This window comes from Kluyvera sichuanensis (assembly GCF_014218705.1).
GTDB classification, from domain to species: domain Bacteria; phylum Pseudomonadota; class Gammaproteobacteria; order Enterobacterales; family Enterobacteriaceae; genus Kluyvera; species Kluyvera sichuanensis.
On sequence record NZ_JABBJF010000007.1, the window covers coordinates 147,498 to 169,019 of the forward strand.

A 21,522-nucleotide genomic window follows, 5' to 3' on the forward strand; every position below is an offset into this window, starting at 1 on the left:
TAACACGCTCATTCTGGCCACCGTTCATTTCTTTGTCCTGTATCGTTTGCGATAGTCTTCGTAGCAGGTATTATTTTGCGCACTGCATTCCAAAATTGAATTTTGCCTGAGCATTTTGCTCTAGGGCTGCAATCTCTTCCGAGGGCTTCATGACTAACACGAACTTTTCTCAAACGGCTGCGTTTATCTGGTCGGTGGCCGATCTGCTGCGCGGTGATTTTAAACAGTCTCAGTACGGGCGTGTGATCCTGCCCTTTACACTGCTGCGCCGTCTTGAGTGCGTGTTGGCGGAGACCAAAGATGCGGTGGTGGCGAAATATGATGAGTTAAAAACCAGCTCACTGCCGGAAGATGCCAAAGAGAAGTTTCTGCTGCGCGCCAGCACACTTTCCTTCTTCAACACCTCGAAGATGGATCTGGGCAAGATGGGGCAGAACGACATCAAAGCCAACCTGGAGAACTACGTCCAGTCGTTCTCACCCGATGCGCGTGAAATCTTCGAACACTTCAAATTCAGTGAGTTCGTCGGCCTGCTGGAAGACGCCAACCTGCTATTTAAAGTGGTGAAAAAATTCGCCACCACCGATCTCAGTCCGAAAGCAATTTCCAACTATGAGATGGGCCTGGTGTTTGAAGAGCTTATCCGTCGTTTCGCGGAAAGCTCTAACGAGACCGCCGGGGAGCACTTCACCCCACGTGATATTGTGCGTTTGACTACCTCGCTGGTGTTTATGGAAGATGATGAAGCCCTGACGCAGCCTGGTATTATCCGCACCATTTATGACCCGACGGCCGGGACCGGCGGCTTCCTCTCTTCAGGCATGGAATACGTGCACGAGCTGAACCCTAACGCGGTCATGCGCGCCTTTGGTCAGGAGCTGAACCCGGAATCCTACGCTATCTGTAAAGCCGACATGCTGATCAAAGGTCAGGACGTCAGCCGTATTAAGCTGGGCAATACCCTCTCTAACGACCAGCTGCCGCTGGATCAGTTCGACTACATGCTCTCTAACCCACCGTTTGGTGTGGACTGGAAGAAGATTGAGGGCGAGATTAACGACGAACATACGCAGAAAGGCTTTAACGGTCGCTTTGGCCCGGGCCTGCCGCGTGTATCCGACGGCTCGCTGCTGTTCCTGATGCACCTGATCAGCAAAATGCGCGACAACCACAATGTGGATGGCACCGTGAGCAACGGCGGGCGTATCGGGATTATCCTTAACAGTTCCCCACTGTTTACCGGTGGTGCGGGCAGCGGTGAGAGTGAAATCCGTCGCTACATTCTGGAAGCCGATTTGCTGGAAGGCATCGTCGCGCTGCCAACAGACATGTTCTACAACACCGGCATTGCCACCTACGTCTGGATCCTCTCCAACAAGAAAGCGCCTGAGCGTAAAGGCAAAGTACAGCTGATCGATGGCACTAACCTGTGCGGCAAAATGCGTAAATCGCTGGGTTCCAAGCGTAACCTGATGGGCGAAGACGATATCAAGCTGATCACGCAGACCTTCGGTGATTTTGAGGTGGTGGATGCCACAACACTGGAAGAGCTTGGTCTGGAGAAAGCCGCCGAACAAAAATCCAACCGTGGTCGCCAGCCTGCCACCGCCAAAACCGAAGCGCCGAAAACCTTCGCCAGCAAAATCTTTAACAGCACCGACTTTGGCTATCGCCGCCTGACCATTGAACGCCCGCTGCGTTTATCTGCTCAGGTGACGGATGAGGCAATTGCGACTCTGCGCTTTGCACCGAAGCCGTTTAACGCACCGATGGAACGTCTGTATGAAGAGTTCGAAGCCCAATGGCAGGAAGAGACCTATGGTGATTTCTTCGAACTGGAAGCCGATGCGCGCGCCATCATCAAAGCTGAATTTGTTGAGCTGAAAGAGAAGCAGATTAAAGACCTGCTCGACAGCAAACTGTGGCTGGCGCAGCGCGGGTTAATGGAGAAGGCACAGCAGATTCAGGCAGCTCTGGGTGTGCAGGCGGGTGGTAAAACGCTGGTGAGCAATGACTTCAACCAGTTCCAGTTGACCCTGAAAGGGGCCATCAAAACGGCTGGCGTGAAGCTTGATGCGAAAGAGAACAAGCAGTTTATCGATGCCATCACCACGAAAAACCCGGATGCCGTACCTGTGGTGAAGAAGGTGCTGAAAGAAGCCGCTCAGCCGCTGTACGGTGCATTTGAATACAAAGGCAAAGTGGTCGAGTTCGAACAGGACGGTGACCTGCGCGATAACGAAAACGTGCCGCTGAACCCGGCTGTGTCCACCAGCGATCTGATTGAAAACTACTTCAAAACAGAAGTACTACCGCACGTGAATGACGCGTGGATCAACGCTGATAAGCGCGATGCGAAAGATGGTGATGTGGGGATTGTTGGTTACGAGATTCCGTTTAACCGCCATTTCTATGTCTATCAGCCGCCGCGCCCGCTGGAAGAGATTGATGCCGACCTGGATGCGGTCAGCGCCGAGATTATGAAGCTGCTGCAGGAGGTACATTCCTGATGGCTAAGTATAAGGCGTATCCGGAGTATAAGGATTCTGGGGTTGAGTGGTTGGGGGTTATTCCTAAGGGCTGGACTATAAGTAAAGTAAAATATCTGGCTCCATTTCAGGTTGGTTGGACTCCGCCAACTAAGAATGATGCCAACTTCATTGGTGATAATCTATGGGTCAATATTTCTGACTTAAGAGATAAATTTATTTCATCTACAGCAAAATGCATCTCTGATAAAGCTGCAAAAGAAGCATCAATGGATATCACCCCTAGGGGTTCTCTGTTATATAGCTTTAAGCTATCGGTTGGCGCAGTTTCATTTGCAGGATGTGATCTTTATACAAATGAAGCTATCGCATCATTTTTGGACCGAGCCCAACTGCCTCTATCGTATTTGTACTATGCACTCCCGATATTTATTATTGAAAATGCATCAACCAATATCTATGGTGCAAAAATATTAAACCAAGAGCTGATAAAAAACTCATTTTTACTTGCGCCTTTACATAGTGAAGCAGAAAAAGTTGCTAATTTTTTGGATCACGAAACCGCAAAAATCGATAACCTGATCGAGAAGCAACGGCAACTGATTGAACTGCTGAAAGAAAAACGTCAGGCAGTGATTAGCCATGCTGTCACCAAAGGGCTAAACCCTGATGTGCCGATGAAAGATTCTGGCGTGGAGTGGTTGGGGGAAGTGCCGGAGCATTGGGTTCCAATACAATTAGGAAAGGTTTGTTATCAAGTATCAGATGGGCCTCATTTCTCTCCTAACTATGTTGATTCAGGAGTTTTATTTATTTCTGCAAGAAATATAAAAGTTAATGGGTGGTCATTAGATGATGCTAAATATATAACTGAAAAGGATTACAATGAGTTTTCCAAAAGAGTGATCCCTGAAATAGGTGACGTTTTATACACAAAAGGTGGGACGACGGGAATAGCTAGAACTGTTGATATTGAAGATAAATTTCAAGTATGGGTTCACGTAGCTGTATTAAAAATATTAAAAGACAAAGCTGTTCCAGATTTCATAGCATATTCTTTAAATGGCACATCTTGCTACGCCCAATCTCAACTTTATACCCAAGGTGCAACGAATAATGATCTTGGGCTCACTCGTCTGATAAAGATATGGTTGGCTTTGCCACCAAAAAATGAACAGCAGGAAATTGTTGATGCTTTAAATAGTATTACAAAAAAATATGATGTGGTTACCGACAATGCTATGACCGCAATAACCATTCTCCAGGAACGCCGCACTGCCCTTATCTCCGCCGCCGTTACCGGAAAAATCGACGTCCGCGATTGGGTTGCCCCCGATAAGCAGGACGTTGAGGAGTCACAGGAGGCCACCGCATGAGCATGGACAGCACCAAAGAGCTGATCTTCCAGAATGAGATGATTGCTCAGATGGAAGCAAAAGGCTGGATTTGTGGTCAAACCGGCGGCTACGATCGCGAACGTGCGCTGTACTCGCAGGATGCACTGACCTTTGTGCAAACCACACAGCCGCAGGAATGGGAGAAGTTTGCCAAAATTTACCCTACCGATACCGAGCGTCATTTCCTCGATGCGCTGGTGGCTCAACTGAAAAAAGCGGATATCAACGCCACTGATATGCTTTCGCGGACTTACGGTACGCTTGGCGTGCTGCGTCATGGTATCAAAAGCCATAACGCGCGTTTTTCCCTGTGCCAGTTTAAGCCGGAACATAACCTCAACCCGGAAACCCTGACGCGCTACCAGCAGAATATCTGCCGCATCGTGCCGGAGCTGGTTTACAGCCCGCATGCGTCGAACGCCGCCTTTGAAGAAACCGGCGTTAAGGCGAAGAAATGGCGTATCGACCTGGTGTTGTTCGTCAATGGCCTGCCGATAGCGACCCTCGAACTGAAGTCTGAATTTAAGCAGACGGTACAAAACGCCATCACGCAATATAAGAAAACGCGTTTGCCGAAAGATCCTGACACCAATAAACCTGAGCCGCTGCTGACCTTTAAACGCGGCGCGCTGGTGCACTTTGCCGTCAGCCAGTACGAAGTGTTTATGGCGACCAAACTTGAGGGTGATAAAACCTTCTTCCTGCCGTTTAACAAAGGCACCCATGACGGCGGCGCGGGGAATGATATCCCGGAAGATGCCAATGACTACGCCACCAGCTATCTGTGGAATGAGGTGCTGCTGCCGGACAATCTGCTGAAAATTCTCGCGAGTTTCGTACATCTTCAAATCGTCGAAAAAGAAAATGCCATTGGCCTGAAGTACAAAAGCGAGAGCCTGATTTTCCCGCGCTATCACCAGTGGGATGTGGTGAACAAACTGATCACCGCCGCAACGGTAGAAGGCACCGGCAATAAATACCTGATTCAGCACAGTGCGGGGTCGGGCAAATCCAACTCTATCGCCTGGACGGCCCACCAGCTTTCCCGCCTGTACGATGAAAATGGCGAGAAGCAGTTCCACTCGGTGATTGTGGTGACGGACCGCACCGTGCTTGACGATCAGCTGCAGGACACCATCTACCAGTTTGAACACCAGGATGGCGTGGTCGGGCGTATCAATAACAAAGAGGGCGACGGTTCTAAATCGGAGAAGCTGGGGAATGCGCTTTTAAACGCGCAGCCGATTATCATCGTCACCATTCAGACCTTCCCGTTTGTTCTTAAGACGATAGAGAGCAACGTCAGCCTCAAGCAGCGAAAATACGCGGTGATTGCCGATGAAGCGCACTCCTCGCAGAGCGGCTCTACGGCGCGACAGCTGAAAGAAGTGCTGATGACGGAAGAGGCGGATGACGATGTGGAGATGTCTTCAGAAGATATTCTGGATGCTACCGTCGCCGCGCGTAAAGGCAGCAACAACCTCAACTATTACGCCTTTACCGCCACGCCGAAAGCCAAAACCCTGGAGCTGTTTGGTCGTCGTCCTAATCCGCAGGAACCGGCCTCGAAAACGAACAAACCGGAAGCGTTCCACGTTTACTCCATGCGGCAGGCCATCGAAGAGGGCTTTATTCTTGATGTGCTGAAGAACTACACCAACTACAAGGTGGCGTATAAGTTGCTGCAAAAGCTGGACGATCCTGACCGGGAAGTGGACAGCAAGAAAGCAAAGATCAAACTGAACCAGTGGGTGTCGCTGCACGACCATAACGTGTCGCAGAAAGTGAAGGTGATTGTTGAGCACTTCCGTAAGCATGTGATGCACTTACTGGCCGGCCAGGCAAAAGCGATGGTGGTGACCAGTTCGCGTAAGGCGGCGGTGCGCTACAAGCTGGCGTTCGATAAATACATCGCCGAGCAAAAGTACGACAAGATAAGCGCTATGGTGGCGTTCTCCGGGGAAGTGGAATTCAACGAAGATGACCACAACAGCCTTGCGCTGCTTCACCAGAAGTTCACCGAGATCAATATGAACCCTGGCCTGAAGGGCCGGGATATGCGCAAAGCGTTTGATACCGACGACTACCAGGTGATGCTGGTGGCCAACAAATTCCAGACCGGTTTTGACCAGCCCAAACTGTGCGCCATGTATGTGGATAAAAAGCTGGGCGGCGTGGAGTGCGTACAGACCCTGTCGCGCCTGAATCGTACTTATCCTGGGAAGGCGCAATCCGGAACGTTTGTATTTGATTTCTACAACGAGCCCGATGAGATTCTGGGTGCTTTCCAGCCGTACTACCAGACAGCGGAACTGACGGATGTCAGCGATCCGCAGCTCGTCTTTGAACTGTTTGAAAAGCTGCGCACCAGCGGCATTTTCCTGTGGAACGAAGTGGAGCAGTTCTGCGAGGCTTTCTTCAGCAAAAACAAATCCAATGCGGCCATTAGTAATATCTGCAAACCTGCGGTGCAGCGCTGGAAAAATCGCTACACCTCAGCGATTGATGCGTATGTCCTCGCCAAGGAGATGTTTGAACGTACCAAAAAGACCGGCGATATTGTGTTGATCACCAATGCGGAAAACACCTTTAAAGAGTGCGAGAAAGAAAAAAGTAAGCTGGATATCTTCAAAAAAGATCTCGGTAGCTTTGTCCGTTTTTACGAGTTTATGTCGCAAATCGTCGATTACGATGACAAGAATCTGGAAAAGCTGAGCCTGTTTGCCCGCCATCTGCGCCCGTTGCTGCACGAACAGCGCATCGAAGAAGATGAGATTGATTTAAGCAACGTCGAGATGAGCCATTATCGCCTGTCGAAGCTTCACGAACAGCACCTGAAGCTGCAGAAAGATGCGGCGGAATACAAAATCAAACCGGGGAATGATGTCGGCACAGCGAAGCCGAAGGACAAGAAAGAAGAGTTTCTGTCAAATATTCTGGCGCGCCTGAACGAGCTGTTCGTCACCGATAATCTCACCGATAAAGACATGATTAATTATGCCTTTGCGGTGCGCGATAAGCTGTCAGAAAACCAGGCGGTGATGACCCAGATTGCCAACAATACGCGCGAACAGGCGATGCTGGGCGATTTCCCGAAAGCCATTGATGATGCCGTGATGGACAGCAACGACGCCCAGCAGGAGATGATGGTGCAATACCTCTCTAACCCTGAACTGGCGAAAGGTTTTGCCCGCGTGGTGTTTGATATGTTGAAAGGGGCTTAACGCTTTTTCATCAAGGAGTGGTGTAAGAAATGCTGAATTCGCTCGAGATATACCAGGCGTTGAATGAATTGGGGTACCGGCTTGAGGCTGGAAACTTCGAGCCAAGCTATGCGTCCGAGCATGCACTCGGGAATGGAAAGTATCTGTACGTCAAACGTAGCCAGGACGGCGTGGTCAAAAAGAGCCCATTGGTTCTTGCACCAGAAACTTATGCCCTAAAGACGGAAATTGATCGCATCGAGGGTATCCACTGCCTTTGGGAAAAAGTAAAAAGCACCAGCTACCGCCGTTACCCGAAAGATAATGGTACGTCCCAATATGGTTTTGCGGCAGATGTTGAATCCGTTGAAGCGTTACAGGCGCTGGTGGCTTTGCTGGGCGGCCAACCATCTTTTACCACCCAACCCGAAATAAAAAGAGATAACCAAAACAAGGAACAATCGCCAATGTATCCCTTAAACCAGATTCTCTTTGGGCCACCAGGCACGGGTAAAACCTACAGTACCACCGAAATGGCGGTCAAAATTGCCGATAATGCGTGGTACCAACAGGCTACGTGGGAACATCATGGCAATGACTTACGGGAGTTGGTAAAAGAGCGCTATAAGACGTTGGTAGAAAAGCAGCGCATTATGTTTACCACCTTCCACCAGAGCTTCTCCTATGAAGATTTTATCGAAGGGATTCGCGCAACTACTGATGAAAAATCGGGTGCGCTTCGCTACGAAGTTGTGGATGGTATTTTTAAACAGCTGTGCCTGAATGCCAGGGTTAAAGTTCAGGGGAGTGCAACACAATCTATCTCACTCAAAGGTCGGCGGATCTGGAAGATGTCTCTGGGTAATACCATGGGCGGAGAAGAGGATGTGTATGAGGACTGCCTGGCAAACAATTATGTCCTGCTAGGTTGGGGAGAAGATATCGATTTTAGTAACTGCTCTACCTATGAGTCAGTTAAAGCTCGGATTGCATCAGAAAAACAGTCATTGGAAGGCACCAGTAATTATATGGCTGTTGCCGTGAATACCTTTAAAAATATTATTAAGAATGGCGACTTAGTCGTCGTCTCTGATGGAAATCATAAGTTCCGTGCAATAGCTGAGATTACAGGTGAGTATAGTTATTTACCCAATGATGAACGTGAGTATTACCATCAAATGCGTTCAGTTAAATGGCTAAGGACATACACCCCAAGTCTTCCTAAAGAGCAAATTTTCATCAAGTCACTATCTCAGATGACCCTTTATGAGTTGCAGGATACGACGATTGACCGTGAAAAATTAACCCAGTTGCTGGCTCCTGTTGAGAATGTCGATAGTCAGGATCTACCACATGTACTGATAATAGATGAAATCAACCGCGGTAATATAGCGCGTATCTTTGGTGAGCTTATTACTCTTCTTGAGTCGGACAAACGTCAAGGGGCCGATGATGAGTGGTCGCTGATGCTTCCCTATTCAAAGCAAGCATTCTCAGTACCGCAAAATGTTTATGTCATTGGGACGATGAATACTGCGGATAAATCACTTATCCAAATGGACCTGGCGCTAAGACGACGCTTTAGCTTTACCGAAATGCCCGCACGACCGGAGCTGCTAGCTGGGGTCACTGCGTTCGGTGTTGATGTCGAAACGTTGTTAACGCGTATTAATCAGCGTATCGAAGCGCTGCTGGATAGTGAGCATATGATTGGCCATGCTTACTTTATGCCGCTAAAAAAATTAGAAAATAATGCCGACCGCGAAGCCTGTCTTGCCAGCATCTTCCAGGACAAAATCATTCCATTGCTAAGAGAGTATTTCTTTGATGATTATGAACGCATTGGTTGGGTGTTGAATGATTCGGTGAAAGCGAAAGAAAACCGTTTTATTTTATTGCAGCAGTCAGCTCAACTACCGGCATTTTCTGCACTATTCCCGAAAGCTATTGCGGATAGTTTGTCTGACAGGCGCTTCCGTATCAATGAAGATGCTTTCGCGTCGGCAGAAGCTTATCAGGGTATTGTCGCATGATGATCCAGGTCCGGGAATATGCTCTGCTTACCTGTGATAACTCTCAACCAGTCAGTATGGATTTGGGAATTGTCTCTGAGGCAACCTTTTCCTGGCTTGAGCAATTGCAACAAACGTGGAGTGGGACCTCTCAAATTCTCAGCCGAGAAGGGAAGCGGTTTTTGCGTTTGGGAAGCTATGTCGGTTATCTACAATCCCCGAATGGCGAGTCAATTGAAATTCTGCCAAAAACCACATTTGAAGCGCCAACGGAGGTAGACCCTCTACGTCAGCTTTTACGCCGAATGCTAAGTGCCTCTTTAGGAATTACGCCCCGTGAGGCGGACCAGGCAGCCTTGCAACGTAGTGAGCAGCCTCTACATGAATGGATAATCAGTGAGTTTTTGCGACATCTTGCTGATTTAGTACGCAAAGGACTGCGTTTCGATTATCACCTCATCGAAGACGAACATAGCGCGTTCATCCGCGGTCAATTGAATGTCACTGCGCAAATGAGAATGCCCCCGGGCAGAGGCACTCAGTTTCATGTGCGCTATGCGGAGTTCTCTCCTCAGCGTATCGAAAACCGTCTGTTACGGACGGCTTTGGTTTGGGCGCTTAAAATGACCAGGCAAGGGCAGAGCTGGAGACAAGCAAATTCACTTAGCCACCAACTGGATGGAATAGAGCCTATTTGTGGCAGTACAACACAATCCTTGAGGCAATGGAGTGACGGCAAGTATCTCCTCGGCTATCGTGCCATAAAGCCGTGGTGCCAGCTCATTCTTGAGCAGATGAATCCAGATTTTCAACATGGCCCTCATCAGGGTATTTCCCTGTTGTTCCCGATGGAGAGGTTATATGAAGGCTGGGTAGGATACGGCCTGGCTGGAGCGTTGTATCATGATTACAAACTTATAGAACAGACTAAGAGCCAGTACTTGTTAGAGCATGTCCCTGTTGGTGAAGAGTCATCTCAACGATGGTTTATGCTTAAACCGGACTTTCTTATCAACGGTGAGCAGACGGTGGTTCTGGATTCCAAGTGGAAGCTATTAGATAGCAGAGCCGGTGACAGTCTGAAGAAGTATGAAATAAGCCAGGCTGACCTGTATCAGATGTTCGCCTATGGGCAAAAGTACCTTCATGGGCAAGGCAATATGATGCTGATTTATCCGCGTCATCAGTACTTTGCTACACCATTGCCGGTGTTCCGTTTCGACGAAGATTTATCTCTATGGTGTGTGCCCTTTGACCTTGAATCTGCCGAGTTGGTAAAAGGTGAGTGGCAGGATTCGTTCCGTTGTTTCCCCGGTGATGATCCTTCAAAAGTTTATGACGAACAACAAAGTAGCCACGAATTACTTGTGGGTTAGAGAGATGAGGGAGGAGTAATAATGGCCTATAAGGATTTCTACCATTTACTGTTGGAATCTTTTTCCCAACCTGTTGAGCTGTTCACAGGGTCAAGGAATGTACCTTTTACACTTTATGCTGAAGAGGCAAAACTGTTTGTTCGAAATGGAAAAGATAATATCAGCCGTATCGATCCTAAAGAAGTTGCCGCATTTGTTGAGAGATTTGAAGAAATCGAAAGCTTGTTAGCGAAAGACTACCAGGATGTAACTTTCAAAGCCTCCTATTTGCTAGCTGCAATGAAATATATTACTGGACAACATGCTTCCATTGTACGATTTCACAGCGAGGAGCTTTCTAACAGCGAAGCGCAATATAAAGACTGGCTTAATTCAAACCCTGAAGGCTATGTTTTAAATTTGCTAAAAAGGAGTGAGGTAAGCCATGGACTGGATCCTACAAATTCAACTTGCCTGCATTCAGCTAGTTGCGCTTCGGTGAATAATGAGCGCAGCTATTCTCATTCTGAGCCATTCACTGGCAATGATTACTTTAAAATTTGCTCAGTAAACCTCGGTGAACTTGAGCAAGCGGCCATCAAAGCAACAAGGCTTAGCATCGTGAAAAGACATTCTTGTTTAAAGAGTAAGGAGCGTTAATTCTACTTTAACGCTTTATATAGGCTCAACGTTTGTGTAGGCAGTTGGTCGCTATCCTCAAAACTGATCCCAATCCGTTTTCAGCCACCAGTAAGTTATGTCGGGCAACCTCAAGATGTGATAGCAAAGACTGATCGTTTTACTCTCAAGTTTGGGGTTTCTTCGCTGACGAGTCGTTGCAGCAGAGCATGAATGTTCGCGCTACCTGACCCCATTTCGACGCAAACAAAAAGGAGTTAGACGAATTCTCGCCTAACTCCTTATTTTATCTGGTGGCCCCTGTTGGGTTTGAACCAACGACCAAGCGATTATGAGTCCGAATTAATAACCAATAAAATCAATAAATTACATAAAAATCAGGCGCATAGTAATTCGTATATTGTCGAAAAGCGTTGCATAGTGCTTAGCTCTGCTGCCACTTTGCTGCCATTAATCAGGTTTAACGGGTTAAGGCTTACAGCCTCGGTTAAGTGGTCCGGCGCGAAGTGAGCATAGCGCATTGTGACCTTAATATCCGTGTGACCGAGGATGCGCTGCAGCACCAGAATATTCCCCCCGCGCATCATAAAGTGGCTGGCAAAAGTATGCCGTAGAACGTGGGAGAGTTGACCGTCTGGCAGCTCAATGCCTGCACGCTTAATGGCGCCACGAAACGCAGAATAACAGCCAGTGAACAAAGGTTTTGAAGTTCGGTTTTTGGGGAGTTCTTCAAAAAGCTCATCACTAATTGGAACGGCCCGGTTCTTTTTGCCTTTAGTTTTAATGTAGGTAATTTTCCCGGGGCTGATTTGTTTGCCGGTCAGAGATTCAGCCTCACCCCAGCGTGCGCCGGTCGCCAGGCAAATTTTAACAACCATCAATAAATCACCAGCCCGGCTTTTCTCGCATTCTTCCAAAAGCCGGGTTGCTTCTTCCACTGTCAGCCAGGCCAGCTCGGCCTCATCTATTTTAAACTCACGGACGTTATCTAGCGGGTTGGGAGCATTCCAGTCATCAAGGCGTTTAAGTTCGTTAAACATGGCCCGGAAGTAGGCTAGTTCCAGGTTAACCGTGCGAGGGGTTACAGCCTTAACTCTGTCTGAGCGTGTGATTTTCCCGCTTAGGCGCTGTTGACGGTAGGTGGCGAATAGTTTTGCGTTGAACTCAGTTGCCAGCGGGTTGCCCATGGCTAAGCAGGCAAATTCCATTGCACCTTTTCGCTTTAGACCGTCAGCTAGGGTAACGCCGTGAGAGTCATACCAGGTCTGGACAAGATCGATAACCCGCCGCTTATCTGCTTTCTCTCCTAACCAGGGCTTATCCTGTACCTGTTCTTTGTAATGGCGCTCATAAGCAAGGGCTTCCCCTTTGGTTGCGAACTGGCGGCGTATGCGTTTACCGTCGCGTCCATTGGGGAAAAACTGCGCCTGCCATTTTCCGTTGCTTAATTTGCTGACAGCCATAACTTAACCTTGGTTTGTTGAGCGCATTAGGCTTTGCCAATGTTCCTCACTGAGGATTTTAAGAGGAGCACCTTTATTATCTCGGTAGTCAATGGCCTGCTCAATTTTTCTGCCAAAACTTTGGAATTTCCAATCTTTAGAGCTAAGTGCTCCTATGATGAGGTAATCCAAATCTTGGGTTACGCGATCGGATATTTTACACCCAAGTTTAATTAGGTCGGTTTCACATTGGCGACGGGAGCCACATAAGAACTTCCCGGTGAGGCATACCTTGCTGCTTTCTGGGTTGAACTTCTCGATCAGGTCTACTGGTGATGTTGTGGAGTACCCGTCTACTATCCCCTCGGAAATGTTAGAACCTGTGAAAGCAGTGATCTCCTGCAACAATGCAATACGTTCGTCCTCAGTTATGACCCCATCACTGAGAATCTCTTTGACTAATTCATATAAATGTTTGCCGGGATAGTTATTTTTAAGGCTGGCATTATTGGAGAGGAACCAATTAAGATATCTGATTTCATCATTGCTCAGATGATAATCAGAAGCCATTCCTTTGCATAATCCTTCCAGTAGATGCTTGTCTGAATCAACGGAATAAAGGTCAATATTTGGCGTGTCAATCAGGCCGCGTTGCATCTCAAGTAACAATTCTTTTAAATCATCTAGTTCGTTTTGTTCTACGATGCCATCAGAAAGAATGTCTGCAATCCTATCTCTAATGCAACCCACATAATAGTTTTGCGAAATTATTTCCGATTCTAATAACCATGTATCAAGAAAAATCATTTCCTTTTCGCTGACTTTTCCGTCGCAGGTCATGCCTTCGATAATATTGATAAGGTTTGCAATAGCCTTATCTCTATTATGTGAATAATTTAATGCGCTGAACTGACTCATTTTAAATCTCCTTATTCCATAAACTCAGTTTTGCTGATGACTTTCCCGAGAACCTTGATTTCAGATACAGAGCATTCAAATGATGCTTTGCCGTTCTCTACGCGTATACGGCCTCCTGGGAAGCGGTAAAGCTCTCGTACACTAGCGATTCCATCAATTTCAATAAACCAGAAACCGTCTACCAGCTCACCTTCATAGCTGTCTGCTAGATACGTTGTTTTATCAGCTGTCAAAATGAATGGTGATGTTAAGCCGTCAGGAATGGTTGACGTATCAGTGATAATTTCTTTTTGGGTAACAATGTTCCCATTTGTGATGTCTATATGTTTTAGATGCACGGTTTCGTGATCGCGCCCATCCACAAATTTATTGCCAGTGCCCGTACTTAGCCAGATTAACGATGCGCCCGTTTCGAGATGGCAAACTATGACCCAATCAGCCGGAAATGTGTCGCGCGCATACCTATTCGCCATGGTGCTCTGAGATACACCTAATTGATTACAAAGGGAAATTCTGGTCGTAAATCCATAGGCATCAAGGATGCGCCCTATTACCTCTTTACCACCTCTATTCTGAAATATGAAATCTCGAATCAAGCTGATGTCATCTTTTTTCGTTAAGTTTGTGGTTGACACGTTCATTTGGTGATCCTAATATCTCGATTCAAGATGTTGTGAATAGTGTGAAACAGTGACGAATAGTGAGTTCGTCGCTCAAACTGAGGAATAGTGCATCATGAATCGTAACTTTTCAATGCGCCCCAGCATCAATCTTGTGGTGTCTGAGCCATTCATCACACTGGATGAGTTCTGTCGTCGCACCGGCTACAAGCTTAGCTATGCCCGCCAGATGGTCCGCGAAGGGCGTTTACCTATTCGTAAAAAAGAAGGGGTAAACAGCCTGGTCGAAGTAAACATGTTCGCGTTGACGATGGAAGCAGCTCAAGGCTGTGAAATCGCAATGCGAGCCTGATAGTTCCATTTTGGGATATAGAGAGGCACTTAACATGTTTGATTATAAGATTTCCAAACATCCTCACTTTGACGAAGCCTGCCGCGCTTTCGCGCTGCGCCACAATATGGCGAAGCTGGCAGCTAGCGCCGGAATGAACGTCCAGACTCTGCGCAACAAGCTGAACCCAGACCAGACGCACCAACTGACGCCGCCGGAAATCTGGCTGCTAACCGATATCACTGAGGATTCCACGCTGGTTGATGGTTTCCTGGCACAAATCCATTGCCTGCCGTGCGTGCCGCTGAATGAAGTGGCAAAAGAGAAAATGCCGCAGTACGTCCTTAAAGCAACGGCTGAGATTGGGCACGTCGCTGCCGGTGCTGTTTCCGGTGAGCCACTGACGACTGCAGGACGCCGCCAGATTATCGACAGTATCAACTCTGTTACTCGCCTGATGGCATTAACCGCGGTATCGATGCAGGCGCGCCTGCAGTCCAGCCCGGCTATGGCTAGTGCTGTTGATACAGTGACGGGCCTTGGCGCGTCGTTCGGCCTGCTGTGAGGTGCTTATGCTGACTAAAGAGCCATCTTTTGCATCGCTGCTCGTTAAGCAAAGCCCGGCCCCGCACTACGGTCACGGCTGGATCTCTGGAACGGATGGCAAGCGCTGGCATCCATGCCGCTCGCAGGATGCGCTGCTGGCTGGCCTGTCTACCACAAAAACTGAGGCGCCAAAATGGGGAGTGGTTCGGTTGGGGTGTTTTATCAGTTCAGCCATAAAGGCGAACGCTATGAGATTCATGAGGAAGAACTGATTTGCTGTTACCCGTCCATAGCAGGTGACGGAAGTTATTTTTTTACGTTAAAGGATGGGACTTTTTTTCGGGGTGAGCAGGTTAAAGAGGTAATACGTAAAAGCGCGTCACCTCTTGATGCTTATCACCAGCCTATCAATCTGTGATGTTAGGGAGTGGGTTATGGCTATTGACGGTGATGCTGCGACTGTTCCGCTAAGTGCTGGCCTCCGCCTTAATGGGTTAAACCACATCGCGGAATTAAGGGCGAAAGTGTTTGGCTTAAATACTGATTCAGAACTAGGGCGCTTTATTAGCGATATGCGGGACCAACGGGATATTAACCATGAGCAGAATAAACGCGCACTAGCCGCAATATTCTTTATGGCAAAAATTCCGGCGGAACGTCATAGCGTCAATGTTAGTGAGCTGACGACTGACGAAAAGCGGGAGCTGATTAAAGCAATGAACCATTTCCGTACAGTGGTGAGCTTATTTCCAACTCGGCTAGCCATGCCGAATTAACCAACCACAGAAATTAAAGGCGTAAACCCGCCGGGTATTCCTTTGCCCAAATTCAGGAGAACGAACGATGCGAAATATTGAAACCCGATTCACCAAAAGCGGCCCAGATGATGCTGGCCTTAATCAGTTGCTGACGGATGTGCGCATGGAAGAACGCCGCGCGCGTGCTGCAGCAATGGTTGCCCGCCTCGATAGCCTGGCTAGCCGCATTATTTCCCGCCAGCTTAACCACGTTGAGGCTGCAGAGCTGCTGCGCGCCACGGCTGAAAACATCCAGAACGAAGCGCAGGAGATCCACTGATGGCTGATTCTATGGACCTTGTACAGCTGCGCGTTGAAGAAGAACGCCAGCGCCATATCCACCACGCCCGCAGCCGAAAGGCTGGGGCTTCTTCTCTTGAGTGCGAGAGCTGCGGAATTGTCATTCCGGCAGAACGCCGCGCTGCAGTTCCGGGCTGTGATCTCTGCGTCACCTGCCAGGAAATTGCAGAGCTGAAAGGCAAGCATTACGTAGGGGGTGCTGTATGAAAGAGCAGTTGATTAAACATGCGTTAAGCCGGGCTGTAGTCGAGAGGGCAGTAATTGAAGCCACAGAATCACCGACCATTCGCCGTGACTATTGCAACGAGTTGGTGTTGCATGAAATTGCGTTGGCAGCGCTGACCGCTGTGCCTGTTGGTTACATAAACAGGAATACGGGGGTGTTTCATAAGCCTGAATCAATGCCGGTGAATACCCTGGATACTGCGCTTTACTTCCCTGTATTTGGCGCTCATCAGGTGGTTGCCGCCGAACCTGCGCCTATCGAGGAATTAACTAGCCCGATTACTGATAGTGAATTATCTCGGCTTATCTGGGGGCTGAAAGCCGCAGGGAACAATGAACGTCAGGTGGCTGCACTAGTCGAGCTGCAGCAGCGCCGCATATCTGGTCCCCAAAAAATGCAGTGGGTTAACGGCTGCAGTAAAACAGTGCCTGCTGCGCTGCGTTACCTTGCTGAGAATGAGCGCCCTAGTGGTGGAGAATCAACCTTTAACACCGCGCATCTGTATCAGTTAGCTCGTGAAGTTGAACATATGGTTCAGCTATCACTAGGTTGCGCCACGATTTCTGAAGGTGGTGCCGAATGAATATCAAAGTCCATACCTTAAAAATTGCACCGAAACACCTTAATGATGTTATGGCGGGGCAAAAAAAAGCTGAATTAAGACGGGATGATGATCGCGGTTATAAAGCCGGTGATGTTCTTATTTTGTGTGAATGGAAACATGGCAAATATACCGGGCGCGAATGGACGGCTGTAATCACTCATATCCTGCCAGTTTGTGACGTTATTAATAATGTTGATGGCTGGGTGATGCTCTCTATTAGTTCACTGAATCCAATTGATGCGATGTTCTATATGCTTTCAGGAGGTGCTGCATGAGCACAATCCTGAAATGGGCTGGCAATAAAACTGCCATCATGCCGGAATTGAAAAAGCACCTACCAGCAGGTCAGCGCCTTGTTGAACCTTTCGCTGGTTCGTGCGCTGTCATGATGGCGACAGACTATCCTCATTATCTTGTCGCTGATGTGAATCCTGATTTAATTAATCTATACAGTGTCATTAAAGACGATGCTGATCATTTGATATCTATAGCTAAAGACCTATTTGCTAAAAATAATTCAGCAGAATGCTATTACGATATTCGAAAAGAGTTTAATCATGGTCGTGATTGGTCCGCTGTTTGCCGTTCGGCTATGTTTATTTTTCTTAATCGTCATGGTTATCGTGGCTTATGTCGTTATAACCTGAAAGGTCAATTCAACGTCCCATACGGTAATTACAAAGCACCTTATTTCCCTGAAAGCGAAATCAGAGCATTTGCCGAAAAGGCAAAGCGTGCCACCTTCATTTGCGCCAGCTATGAAGAAACATTGGCAATGCTGCAGTCGGGGGATGTTATCTACTGCGATCCTCCGTATGACGGTACATTTTCCACTTACCACACAGACGGATTTACCGAGGATGATCAGTATCATCTGGCGTCTATCCTTGAACGTCGCTCATTAGAAGGTCATCCGGTCATCGTATCCAATAGCGATACATCCCTGACTCGCTCTCTTTATCGCAACTTCACCCGCAATTGCATCAATGCAAAACGCAGCATGGGCGTGGCTGCCGGTGAAGGTAAATCTGCAGCTGAAATCATTGCCGTTTCTAAAGCACCCGTTATCTATTCGGATGAATTGCCATGGTTCGGTTTTGATCCTGCCGGTCGTCGTGATTGCTCTGTGATTCATGAGGTTAAGGCATGAGCGCTTGGGCTTATTACAACGAGATTGACCCATTTGCAGCTGCACGGCTGCGTGTCCACATGGCGGCCGGTCGCATTATGCCCGGCGTAGTTGATGAACGGAGTATTGAAGATGTCAGACCCGATGATTTACGAGAATTTGCTCAAGTCCATTTCTTTGCAGGGGTTGGTATTTGGCCCTATGCCTTGCGCCGCGTGGGCTGGGAGGACAGCAGAGAGGTCTGGACGGGTTCCTGTCCATGCCAACCTTTCAGCGCGGCAGGCAAAGGAAAAGGGTTTACTGACGAGCGGCACTTATGGCCCGCCATGCATTGGCTGGTCGGGCAGCGCCGCCCTTTCGTTGTCTTTGGCGAGCAATCTGCAAGTGCTCACGCAAATGACTGGATCGACCTTGTACAAGCTGACGTGGAAGCCTTGGGTTATGCCTTCGGCGCGTGTGCGTTTCCGGCTGCGAGCGTCGGTGCCCCGAACATCAGAGACCGCACTTATTGGGTGGCCCACACCCACAGCGAACGCATGGAAGCATCCCAGCAACTCGGGGCGCCAGGGCGGTTTGAATTTGCAGACGGCAGCGCAGCTATCCGGTTGGACGACTCCGAGCGCCAGCGACAGCACGCGGGGAGGGAGAGGGATTACCGAGGGCATGTCGGGCAGCAGCTTGGCGCAGCAAGTCAAGATGGCTGGCTGGCCCACGCCAACGGCAAGCGATCACAAGGGGGGATACCCCGGGGGGAGAATGCGAAATGGGAAAATATCGATAGATCGGTTGGATGTTGTGGCGCAGATAGCAGGCCCGGTCCGGTTAACGGCTTCTGGGCAGGTGCTGATTGGCTCGGATGCACGGATGGAAAATGGAGGCCAGTTAAACCCGGCCTTGAGCCTCTGGTTAATGGGGCTGCCTCCAGAGTGGGACGAATTCGAACCTACGGAAACGCCTTAAACGCAGAGGCTGCTGTGGTCGCTATCAGGTCTTACATGATGGCGGTTGGCCTGTGAAACAGAATAACGATAACGTAATGGCAAAAAGAAGCGCTGGTGACGCTGCAGCTTCTTTTGCCTGGAATAAAACCCCAAAAGCGATTAACCCATACACGGACCCGGCGGAAGTTGCGCCGGTGTCTGCGCTTTCAAACCTGATCACTCTGTATGCCGCTGATAATGAGCAGGACCAGCTGCGCCGGGAAGAAGTGAGTGATGAGGCCTGGGAACGCTATTTCTATAACGAAGCCCGTGATCCAGTTCTGCGTGAAATGGAGCAGGACCGGCTGATCAGCGGCGCCAAAATGGCACGCGAGCAGCAGCGGTTTAACCCCGATCTGGTCATTCTGGCAGACGTAAGCGCCGAACCATCACACATCAGCAAGCCTCTGCTTGAGCGCATTAAATATTTTCATGGTCTGGGCCGTCCGCAGGCATATTCCCGCTATCTGCGAGAAACCGTCAGGCCATGCCTTGAACGGCTGGCGCGTGCGCGTGACAGTCAGGTGTCTGCTTCTTTCCGATTTATGGCGAGCCATGAAGGGCTGGAAGGGCTGCTGGTTCTGCCTGAAATGAATCAGGATCAGGTCAAGCGCCTGTCCACGCTGGTTGCGGCTCATATGAGCATGTGTCTGGAAGCTGCCTGCGGTGATCTCTATTCCACTGACGAAGTGAAGCCGGAAGAAATCCGCCAGGCGTGGGAACAGGTTGCTGCGGAGGCGATGCGTCTTGATGTTATTCCGCCAGCGTTTGAGCGTCTGCGCCGTAAGAAACGCCGCCGCAAGCCTGTGCCCTATGAGCTTATTCCCGGCTCGCTGGCGCGTATGCTGTGCGCGGATTGGTGGTATCGCAAATTATGGCAGATGCGCTGCGAGTGGCGCGAGGAGCAGCTGCGCGCAGTGTGCCTAGTAAATAAAAAGGCGTCGCCATATGTCAGCTATGAAGCAGTGATTCATAAGCGCGAACAGCGCCGTAAATCATTGGAGTTTTTCCGCTCACACGAATTGACCAATGAGCAGGGCGACACGCTGGATTTAGAGGATGTGGTAAACGCCAGCGCCAGCAATCCGGCGCACCGCCGTAACGAAATGATGGCCTGTGTTAAAGGGCTGGAGCTTATCGCGGAAATGCGCGGCGACTGTGCCGTGTTTTATACCATCACTTGCCCGTCACGATTCCACGCCACGCTCAACAATGGCAGACCAAACCCGAAATGGACCAGCGCTACAGTACGACAGAGCAGTGATTATCTGGTTGATACGTTCGCCGCATTCCGTAAGGCCATGCATAAAGCCGGGTTGCGTTGGTACGGTGTGCGAGTCGCTGAGCCGCATCATGATGGCACTGTGCACTGGCACCTGCTGTGCTTTATGCGCAAGAAACACCGCAAAGCGATCACGGAGCTGCTGCGCAAGTTTGCCATTCGTGAGGACCGCGAGGAGCTGGGAAACAATACCGGCCCGCGCTTTAAGTCCGAGCTAATCAATCCGCGCAAAGGCACGCCAACTAGCTACATCGCTAAATACATCAGTAAGAATATTGATGGGCGCGGCCTGGCTAATGAAGTCAGCAAGGAAACCGGTAAATCTTTGCGCGATAACGCGGAGAACGTGAACGCTTGGGCATCACTGCATCGCGTCCAGCAATTCCGCTTTTTCGGTATTCCGGGCCGCCAGGCTTACCGTGAGCTGCGACTGCTGGCGGGCCAGGCTAAACGCGACCTTCCCCCGTTAAAACCAGTTCCGGGGAAACCTGAGCTGACGCCAGAGATTCTGGCGGCCCTCGCAAATGCGCGTCCTGTTATCGGCAACCCGCGTCTTGATGCTGTCCTGGCTGCAGCTGATGCCGGCTGCTTTGCAACTTACATCATGGCGCAGGGCGGTGTGCTGGTCCCTCGTAAACACCATCTGGTCAGAACAGCCTACGAGCTGAACGATGAGCCGAGTACCTATGGCGATCATGGTATCCGTATCTATGGTGTCTGGTCCCCTATTCAGGAAGGGCGGATTTGTACGCACGCGGTGAAATGGAAAATGGTTCGTAAGGCCGTTGACCTGCAGGAGGCGTCAGCCGACCAGGGCGCTAGCGCCCCTTGGACTCGTGGCAATAACTGTCCCCTGGTGGAAAAAATGAACGATTCAGAGGCAGATAATGAACCTGCAGCGCCTGACATAACCACCATGAATGAGCAGGAGCTGCAGGATTACCTGCACGGGATGGGGAAAAAAGAACTGCGGGAACTAAACACGCGATTGCGCCTGGTAAAACCGAAACGCCGGAAAGGTTACAAACAGGAAATCGACGATCAGCAGCGCCTGCAGCTGGAGTATGAGCTGCGGTCCAGGGGCTTTGACAGCGGCGACACTGAGATCGATTTGCTTCTGCGTGGTGGCAGTATTCCATCCGGCGCTGGCCTGCGCCTTTTCTACCGTAACCAGCGACTGCAGGAAGATGATAAATGGCGTCAGTGGTATTGATTTTCATAATGATTTGATCCCTCTCAGAACTATCTAATT

The 21,522-nt window shown here is 49.3% G+C and carries 20 protein-coding genes and 1 tRNA gene; 17 read left to right on the forward strand and 4 right to left on the reverse strand.

Features of this window, described 5'->3' with window-relative positions; all coding sequences use genetic code 11:
* Window positions 1-149 precede the first annotated feature (149 nt).
* From HII27_RS10770 to HII27_RS10795, 6 genes are read left to right on the forward strand one after another with little or no spacing between them, the layout of a single operon-like run.
* The gene (locus HII27_RS10770; RefSeq protein WP_185667904.1) at window positions 150-2,510 is read left to right on the forward strand and encodes a type I restriction-modification system subunit M; all 2,361 of its coding nucleotides are present in this window, start codon (window positions 150-152) and stop codon (window positions 2,508-2,510) included.
* Window positions 2,510-3,865, forward strand: a complete 1,356-nt coding sequence (locus HII27_RS10775) for a restriction endonuclease subunit S (RefSeq protein WP_185667905.1) — start codon at window positions 2,510-2,512, stop codon at window positions 3,863-3,865. Before HII27_RS10770 ends, HII27_RS10775 begins: the two co-directional genes overlap by 1 nt.
* On the forward strand, window positions 3,862-7,110 hold the full coding sequence (locus tag HII27_RS10780; RefSeq protein WP_185667906.1) for a type I restriction endonuclease subunit R: 3,249 nt from the start codon (window positions 3,862-3,864) through the stop codon (window positions 7,108-7,110). The genes HII27_RS10775 and HII27_RS10780 overlap by 4 nt, the downstream gene beginning before the upstream one ends.
* Window positions 7,111-7,139: 29 nt before the next feature.
* The gene (locus HII27_RS10785; RefSeq protein ID WP_185667907.1) at window positions 7,140-9,122 is read left to right on the forward strand and encodes an AAA family ATPase; all 1,983 of its coding nucleotides are present in this window, start codon (window positions 7,140-7,142) and stop codon (window positions 9,120-9,122) included.
* On the forward strand, window positions 9,119-10,477 hold the full coding sequence (locus HII27_RS10790) for an McrC family protein (RefSeq protein WP_185667908.1): 1,359 nt from the start codon (window positions 9,119-9,121) through the stop codon (window positions 10,475-10,477). The genes HII27_RS10785 and HII27_RS10790 overlap by 4 nt, the downstream gene beginning before the upstream one ends.
* A gap of 21 nt (window positions 10,478-10,498) precedes the next feature.
* On the forward strand, window positions 10,499-11,116 hold the full coding sequence (locus HII27_RS10795) for a hypothetical protein (RefSeq protein ID WP_185667909.1): 618 nt from the start codon (window positions 10,499-10,501) through the stop codon (window positions 11,114-11,116).
* Window positions 11,117-11,386: 270 nt separating this feature from the next.
* Here the strand turns inward: HII27_RS10795 and HII27_RS10800 are convergent.
* From HII27_RS10800 to HII27_RS10815, 4 genes are all read right to left on the reverse strand, one after another.
* A tRNA-Met gene (locus HII27_RS10800) sits at window positions 11,387-11,457 on the reverse strand.
* Between the two features lie 15 nt (window positions 11,458-11,472).
* Entirely contained in the window at window positions 11,473-12,558 is a 1,086-nt protein-coding gene (locus HII27_RS10805) for a phage integrase (protein ID WP_185667910.1), read from the reverse strand.
* Between the two features lie 3 nt (window positions 12,559-12,561).
* Entirely contained in the window at window positions 12,562-13,455 is an 894-nt protein-coding gene (locus HII27_RS10810) for a BRCT domain-containing protein (RefSeq protein WP_185667911.1), read from the reverse strand.
* 11 nt (window positions 13,456-13,466) lie between these two features.
* Window positions 13,467-14,090, reverse strand: coding sequence for a phage repressor protein CI (locus tag HII27_RS10815; RefSeq protein ID WP_317983848.1), 624 nt, complete (start codon window positions 14,088-14,090; stop codon window positions 13,467-13,469).
* Between the two features lie 100 nt (window positions 14,091-14,190).
* Here HII27_RS10815 and HII27_RS10820 point away from each other — a divergent pair, with 100 nt between their 5' ends.
* The 11 genes from HII27_RS10820 (at window position 14,191) to HII27_RS10870 (ending at window position 21,483) form a co-directional block, all read left to right on the forward strand.
* Window positions 14,191-14,427 carry a regulator gene (locus HII27_RS10820; RefSeq protein ID WP_185667913.1) on the forward strand — a complete coding sequence of 79 codons (237 nt, stop codon included), beginning with the start codon at window positions 14,191-14,193 and terminating at the stop codon, window positions 14,425-14,427.
* Between the two features lie 34 nt (window positions 14,428-14,461).
* On the forward strand, window positions 14,462-14,971 hold the full coding sequence (locus tag HII27_RS10825) for a phage regulatory CII family protein (RefSeq protein ID WP_185667914.1): 510 nt from the start codon (window positions 14,462-14,464) through the stop codon (window positions 14,969-14,971).
* A gap of 7 nt (window positions 14,972-14,978) precedes the next feature.
* Window positions 14,979-15,224, forward strand: a complete 246-nt coding sequence (locus HII27_RS27135) for a phage filamentation protein Fil family protein (RefSeq protein ID WP_223883196.1) — start codon at window positions 14,979-14,981, stop codon at window positions 15,222-15,224.
* Between the two features lie 162 nt (window positions 15,225-15,386).
* Window positions 15,387-15,728 carry a DUF5347 domain-containing protein gene (locus HII27_RS10835; RefSeq protein ID WP_185667915.1) on the forward strand — a complete coding sequence of 114 codons (342 nt, stop codon included), beginning with the start codon at window positions 15,387-15,389 and terminating at the stop codon, window positions 15,726-15,728.
* A 67-nt stretch (window positions 15,729-15,795) separates the two neighbouring features.
* Window positions 15,796-16,029 carry a DUF2732 family protein gene (locus tag HII27_RS10840; RefSeq protein WP_185667916.1) on the forward strand — a complete coding sequence of 78 codons (234 nt, stop codon included), beginning with the start codon at window positions 15,796-15,798 and terminating at the stop codon, window positions 16,027-16,029.
* A complete protein-coding gene (locus tag HII27_RS10845; RefSeq protein ID WP_185667917.1) occupies window positions 16,029-16,256 on the forward strand; it encodes a TraR/DksA family transcriptional regulator in 228 nt (75 codons plus the stop codon). The genes HII27_RS10840 and HII27_RS10845 overlap by 1 nt, the downstream gene beginning before the upstream one ends.
* Entirely contained in the window at window positions 16,253-16,858 is a 606-nt protein-coding gene (locus tag HII27_RS10850) for a hypothetical protein (protein WP_185667918.1), read from the forward strand. Before HII27_RS10845 ends, HII27_RS10850 begins: the two co-directional genes overlap by 4 nt.
* Window positions 16,855-17,154, forward strand: coding sequence for a DUF3850 domain-containing protein (locus HII27_RS10855; RefSeq protein ID WP_185667919.1), 300 nt, complete (start codon window positions 16,855-16,857; stop codon window positions 17,152-17,154). The genes HII27_RS10850 and HII27_RS10855 overlap by 4 nt, the downstream gene beginning before the upstream one ends.
* Window positions 17,151-18,029 (forward strand): DNA adenine methylase, encoded by an 879-nt coding sequence (locus tag HII27_RS10860; protein WP_185667920.1) that lies wholly within the window; start codon window positions 17,151-17,153, stop codon window positions 18,027-18,029. Before HII27_RS10855 ends, HII27_RS10860 begins: the two co-directional genes overlap by 4 nt.
* Window positions 18,026-19,024 carry a DNA cytosine methyltransferase gene (locus HII27_RS10865; protein WP_185667921.1) on the forward strand — a complete coding sequence of 333 codons (999 nt, stop codon included), beginning with the start codon at window positions 18,026-18,028 and terminating at the stop codon, window positions 19,022-19,024. Before HII27_RS10860 ends, HII27_RS10865 begins: the two co-directional genes overlap by 4 nt.
* Window positions 19,025-19,044: 20 nt before the next feature.
* On the forward strand, window positions 19,045-21,483 hold the full coding sequence (locus HII27_RS10870; protein ID WP_185667922.1) for a replication endonuclease: 2,439 nt from the start codon (window positions 19,045-19,047) through the stop codon (window positions 21,481-21,483).
* Window positions 21,484-21,522: the final 39 nt, after the last annotated feature.

What these genes read in the sequence shown, in the direction of transcription:
- HII27_RS10770 (WP_185667904.1), top strand. Translation starts at nt 150, where the DNA reads ATGACTAACACGAACTTTTCTCAAACGGCTGCGTTTATCTGGTCGGTG.
- HII27_RS10775 (WP_185667905.1), top strand. Translation starts at nt 2,510, where the DNA reads ATGGCTAAGTATAAGGCGTATCCGGAGTATAAGGATTCTGGGGTTGAG.
- HII27_RS10780 (WP_185667906.1), top strand. Translation starts at nt 3,862, where the DNA reads ATGAGCATGGACAGCACCAAAGAGCTGATCTTCCAGAATGAGATGATT.
- HII27_RS10785 (WP_185667907.1), top strand. Translation starts at nt 7,140, where the DNA reads ATGCTGAATTCGCTCGAGATATACCAGGCGTTGAATGAATTGGGGTAC.
- HII27_RS10790 (WP_185667908.1), top strand. Translation starts at nt 9,119, where the DNA reads ATGATGATCCAGGTCCGGGAATATGCTCTGCTTACCTGTGATAACTCT.
- HII27_RS10795 (WP_185667909.1), top strand. Translation starts at nt 10,499, where the DNA reads ATGGCCTATAAGGATTTCTACCATTTACTGTTGGAATCTTTTTCCCAA.
- HII27_RS10805 (WP_185667910.1), bottom strand. Translation starts at nt 12,558, where the DNA reads ATGGCTGTCAGCAAATTAAGCAACGGAAAATGGCAGGCGCAGTTTTTC.
- HII27_RS10810 (WP_185667911.1), bottom strand. Translation starts at nt 13,455, where the DNA reads ATGAGTCAGTTCAGCGCATTAAATTATTCACATAATAGAGATAAGGCT.
- HII27_RS10820 (WP_185667913.1), top strand. Translation starts at nt 14,191, where the DNA reads ATGAATCGTAACTTTTCAATGCGCCCCAGCATCAATCTTGTGGTGTCT.
- HII27_RS10825 (WP_185667914.1), top strand. Translation starts at nt 14,462, where the DNA reads ATGTTTGATTATAAGATTTCCAAACATCCTCACTTTGACGAAGCCTGC.
- HII27_RS27135 (WP_223883196.1), top strand. Translation starts at nt 14,979, where the DNA reads ATGCTGACTAAAGAGCCATCTTTTGCATCGCTGCTCGTTAAGCAAAGC.
- HII27_RS10835 (WP_185667915.1), top strand. Translation starts at nt 15,387, where the DNA reads ATGGCTATTGACGGTGATGCTGCGACTGTTCCGCTAAGTGCTGGCCTC.
- HII27_RS10840 (WP_185667916.1), top strand. Translation starts at nt 15,796, where the DNA reads ATGCGAAATATTGAAACCCGATTCACCAAAAGCGGCCCAGATGATGCT.
- HII27_RS10845 (WP_185667917.1), top strand. Translation starts at nt 16,029, where the DNA reads ATGGCTGATTCTATGGACCTTGTACAGCTGCGCGTTGAAGAAGAACGC.
- HII27_RS10850 (WP_185667918.1), top strand. Translation starts at nt 16,253, where the DNA reads ATGAAAGAGCAGTTGATTAAACATGCGTTAAGCCGGGCTGTAGTCGAG.
- HII27_RS10855 (WP_185667919.1), top strand. Translation starts at nt 16,855, where the DNA reads ATGAATATCAAAGTCCATACCTTAAAAATTGCACCGAAACACCTTAAT.
- HII27_RS10860 (WP_185667920.1), top strand. Translation starts at nt 17,151, where the DNA reads ATGAGCACAATCCTGAAATGGGCTGGCAATAAAACTGCCATCATGCCG.
- HII27_RS10865 (WP_185667921.1), top strand. Translation starts at nt 18,026, where the DNA reads ATGAGCGCTTGGGCTTATTACAACGAGATTGACCCATTTGCAGCTGCA.
- HII27_RS10870 (WP_185667922.1), top strand. Translation starts at nt 19,045, where the DNA reads ATGGCAAAAAGAAGCGCTGGTGACGCTGCAGCTTCTTTTGCCTGGAAT.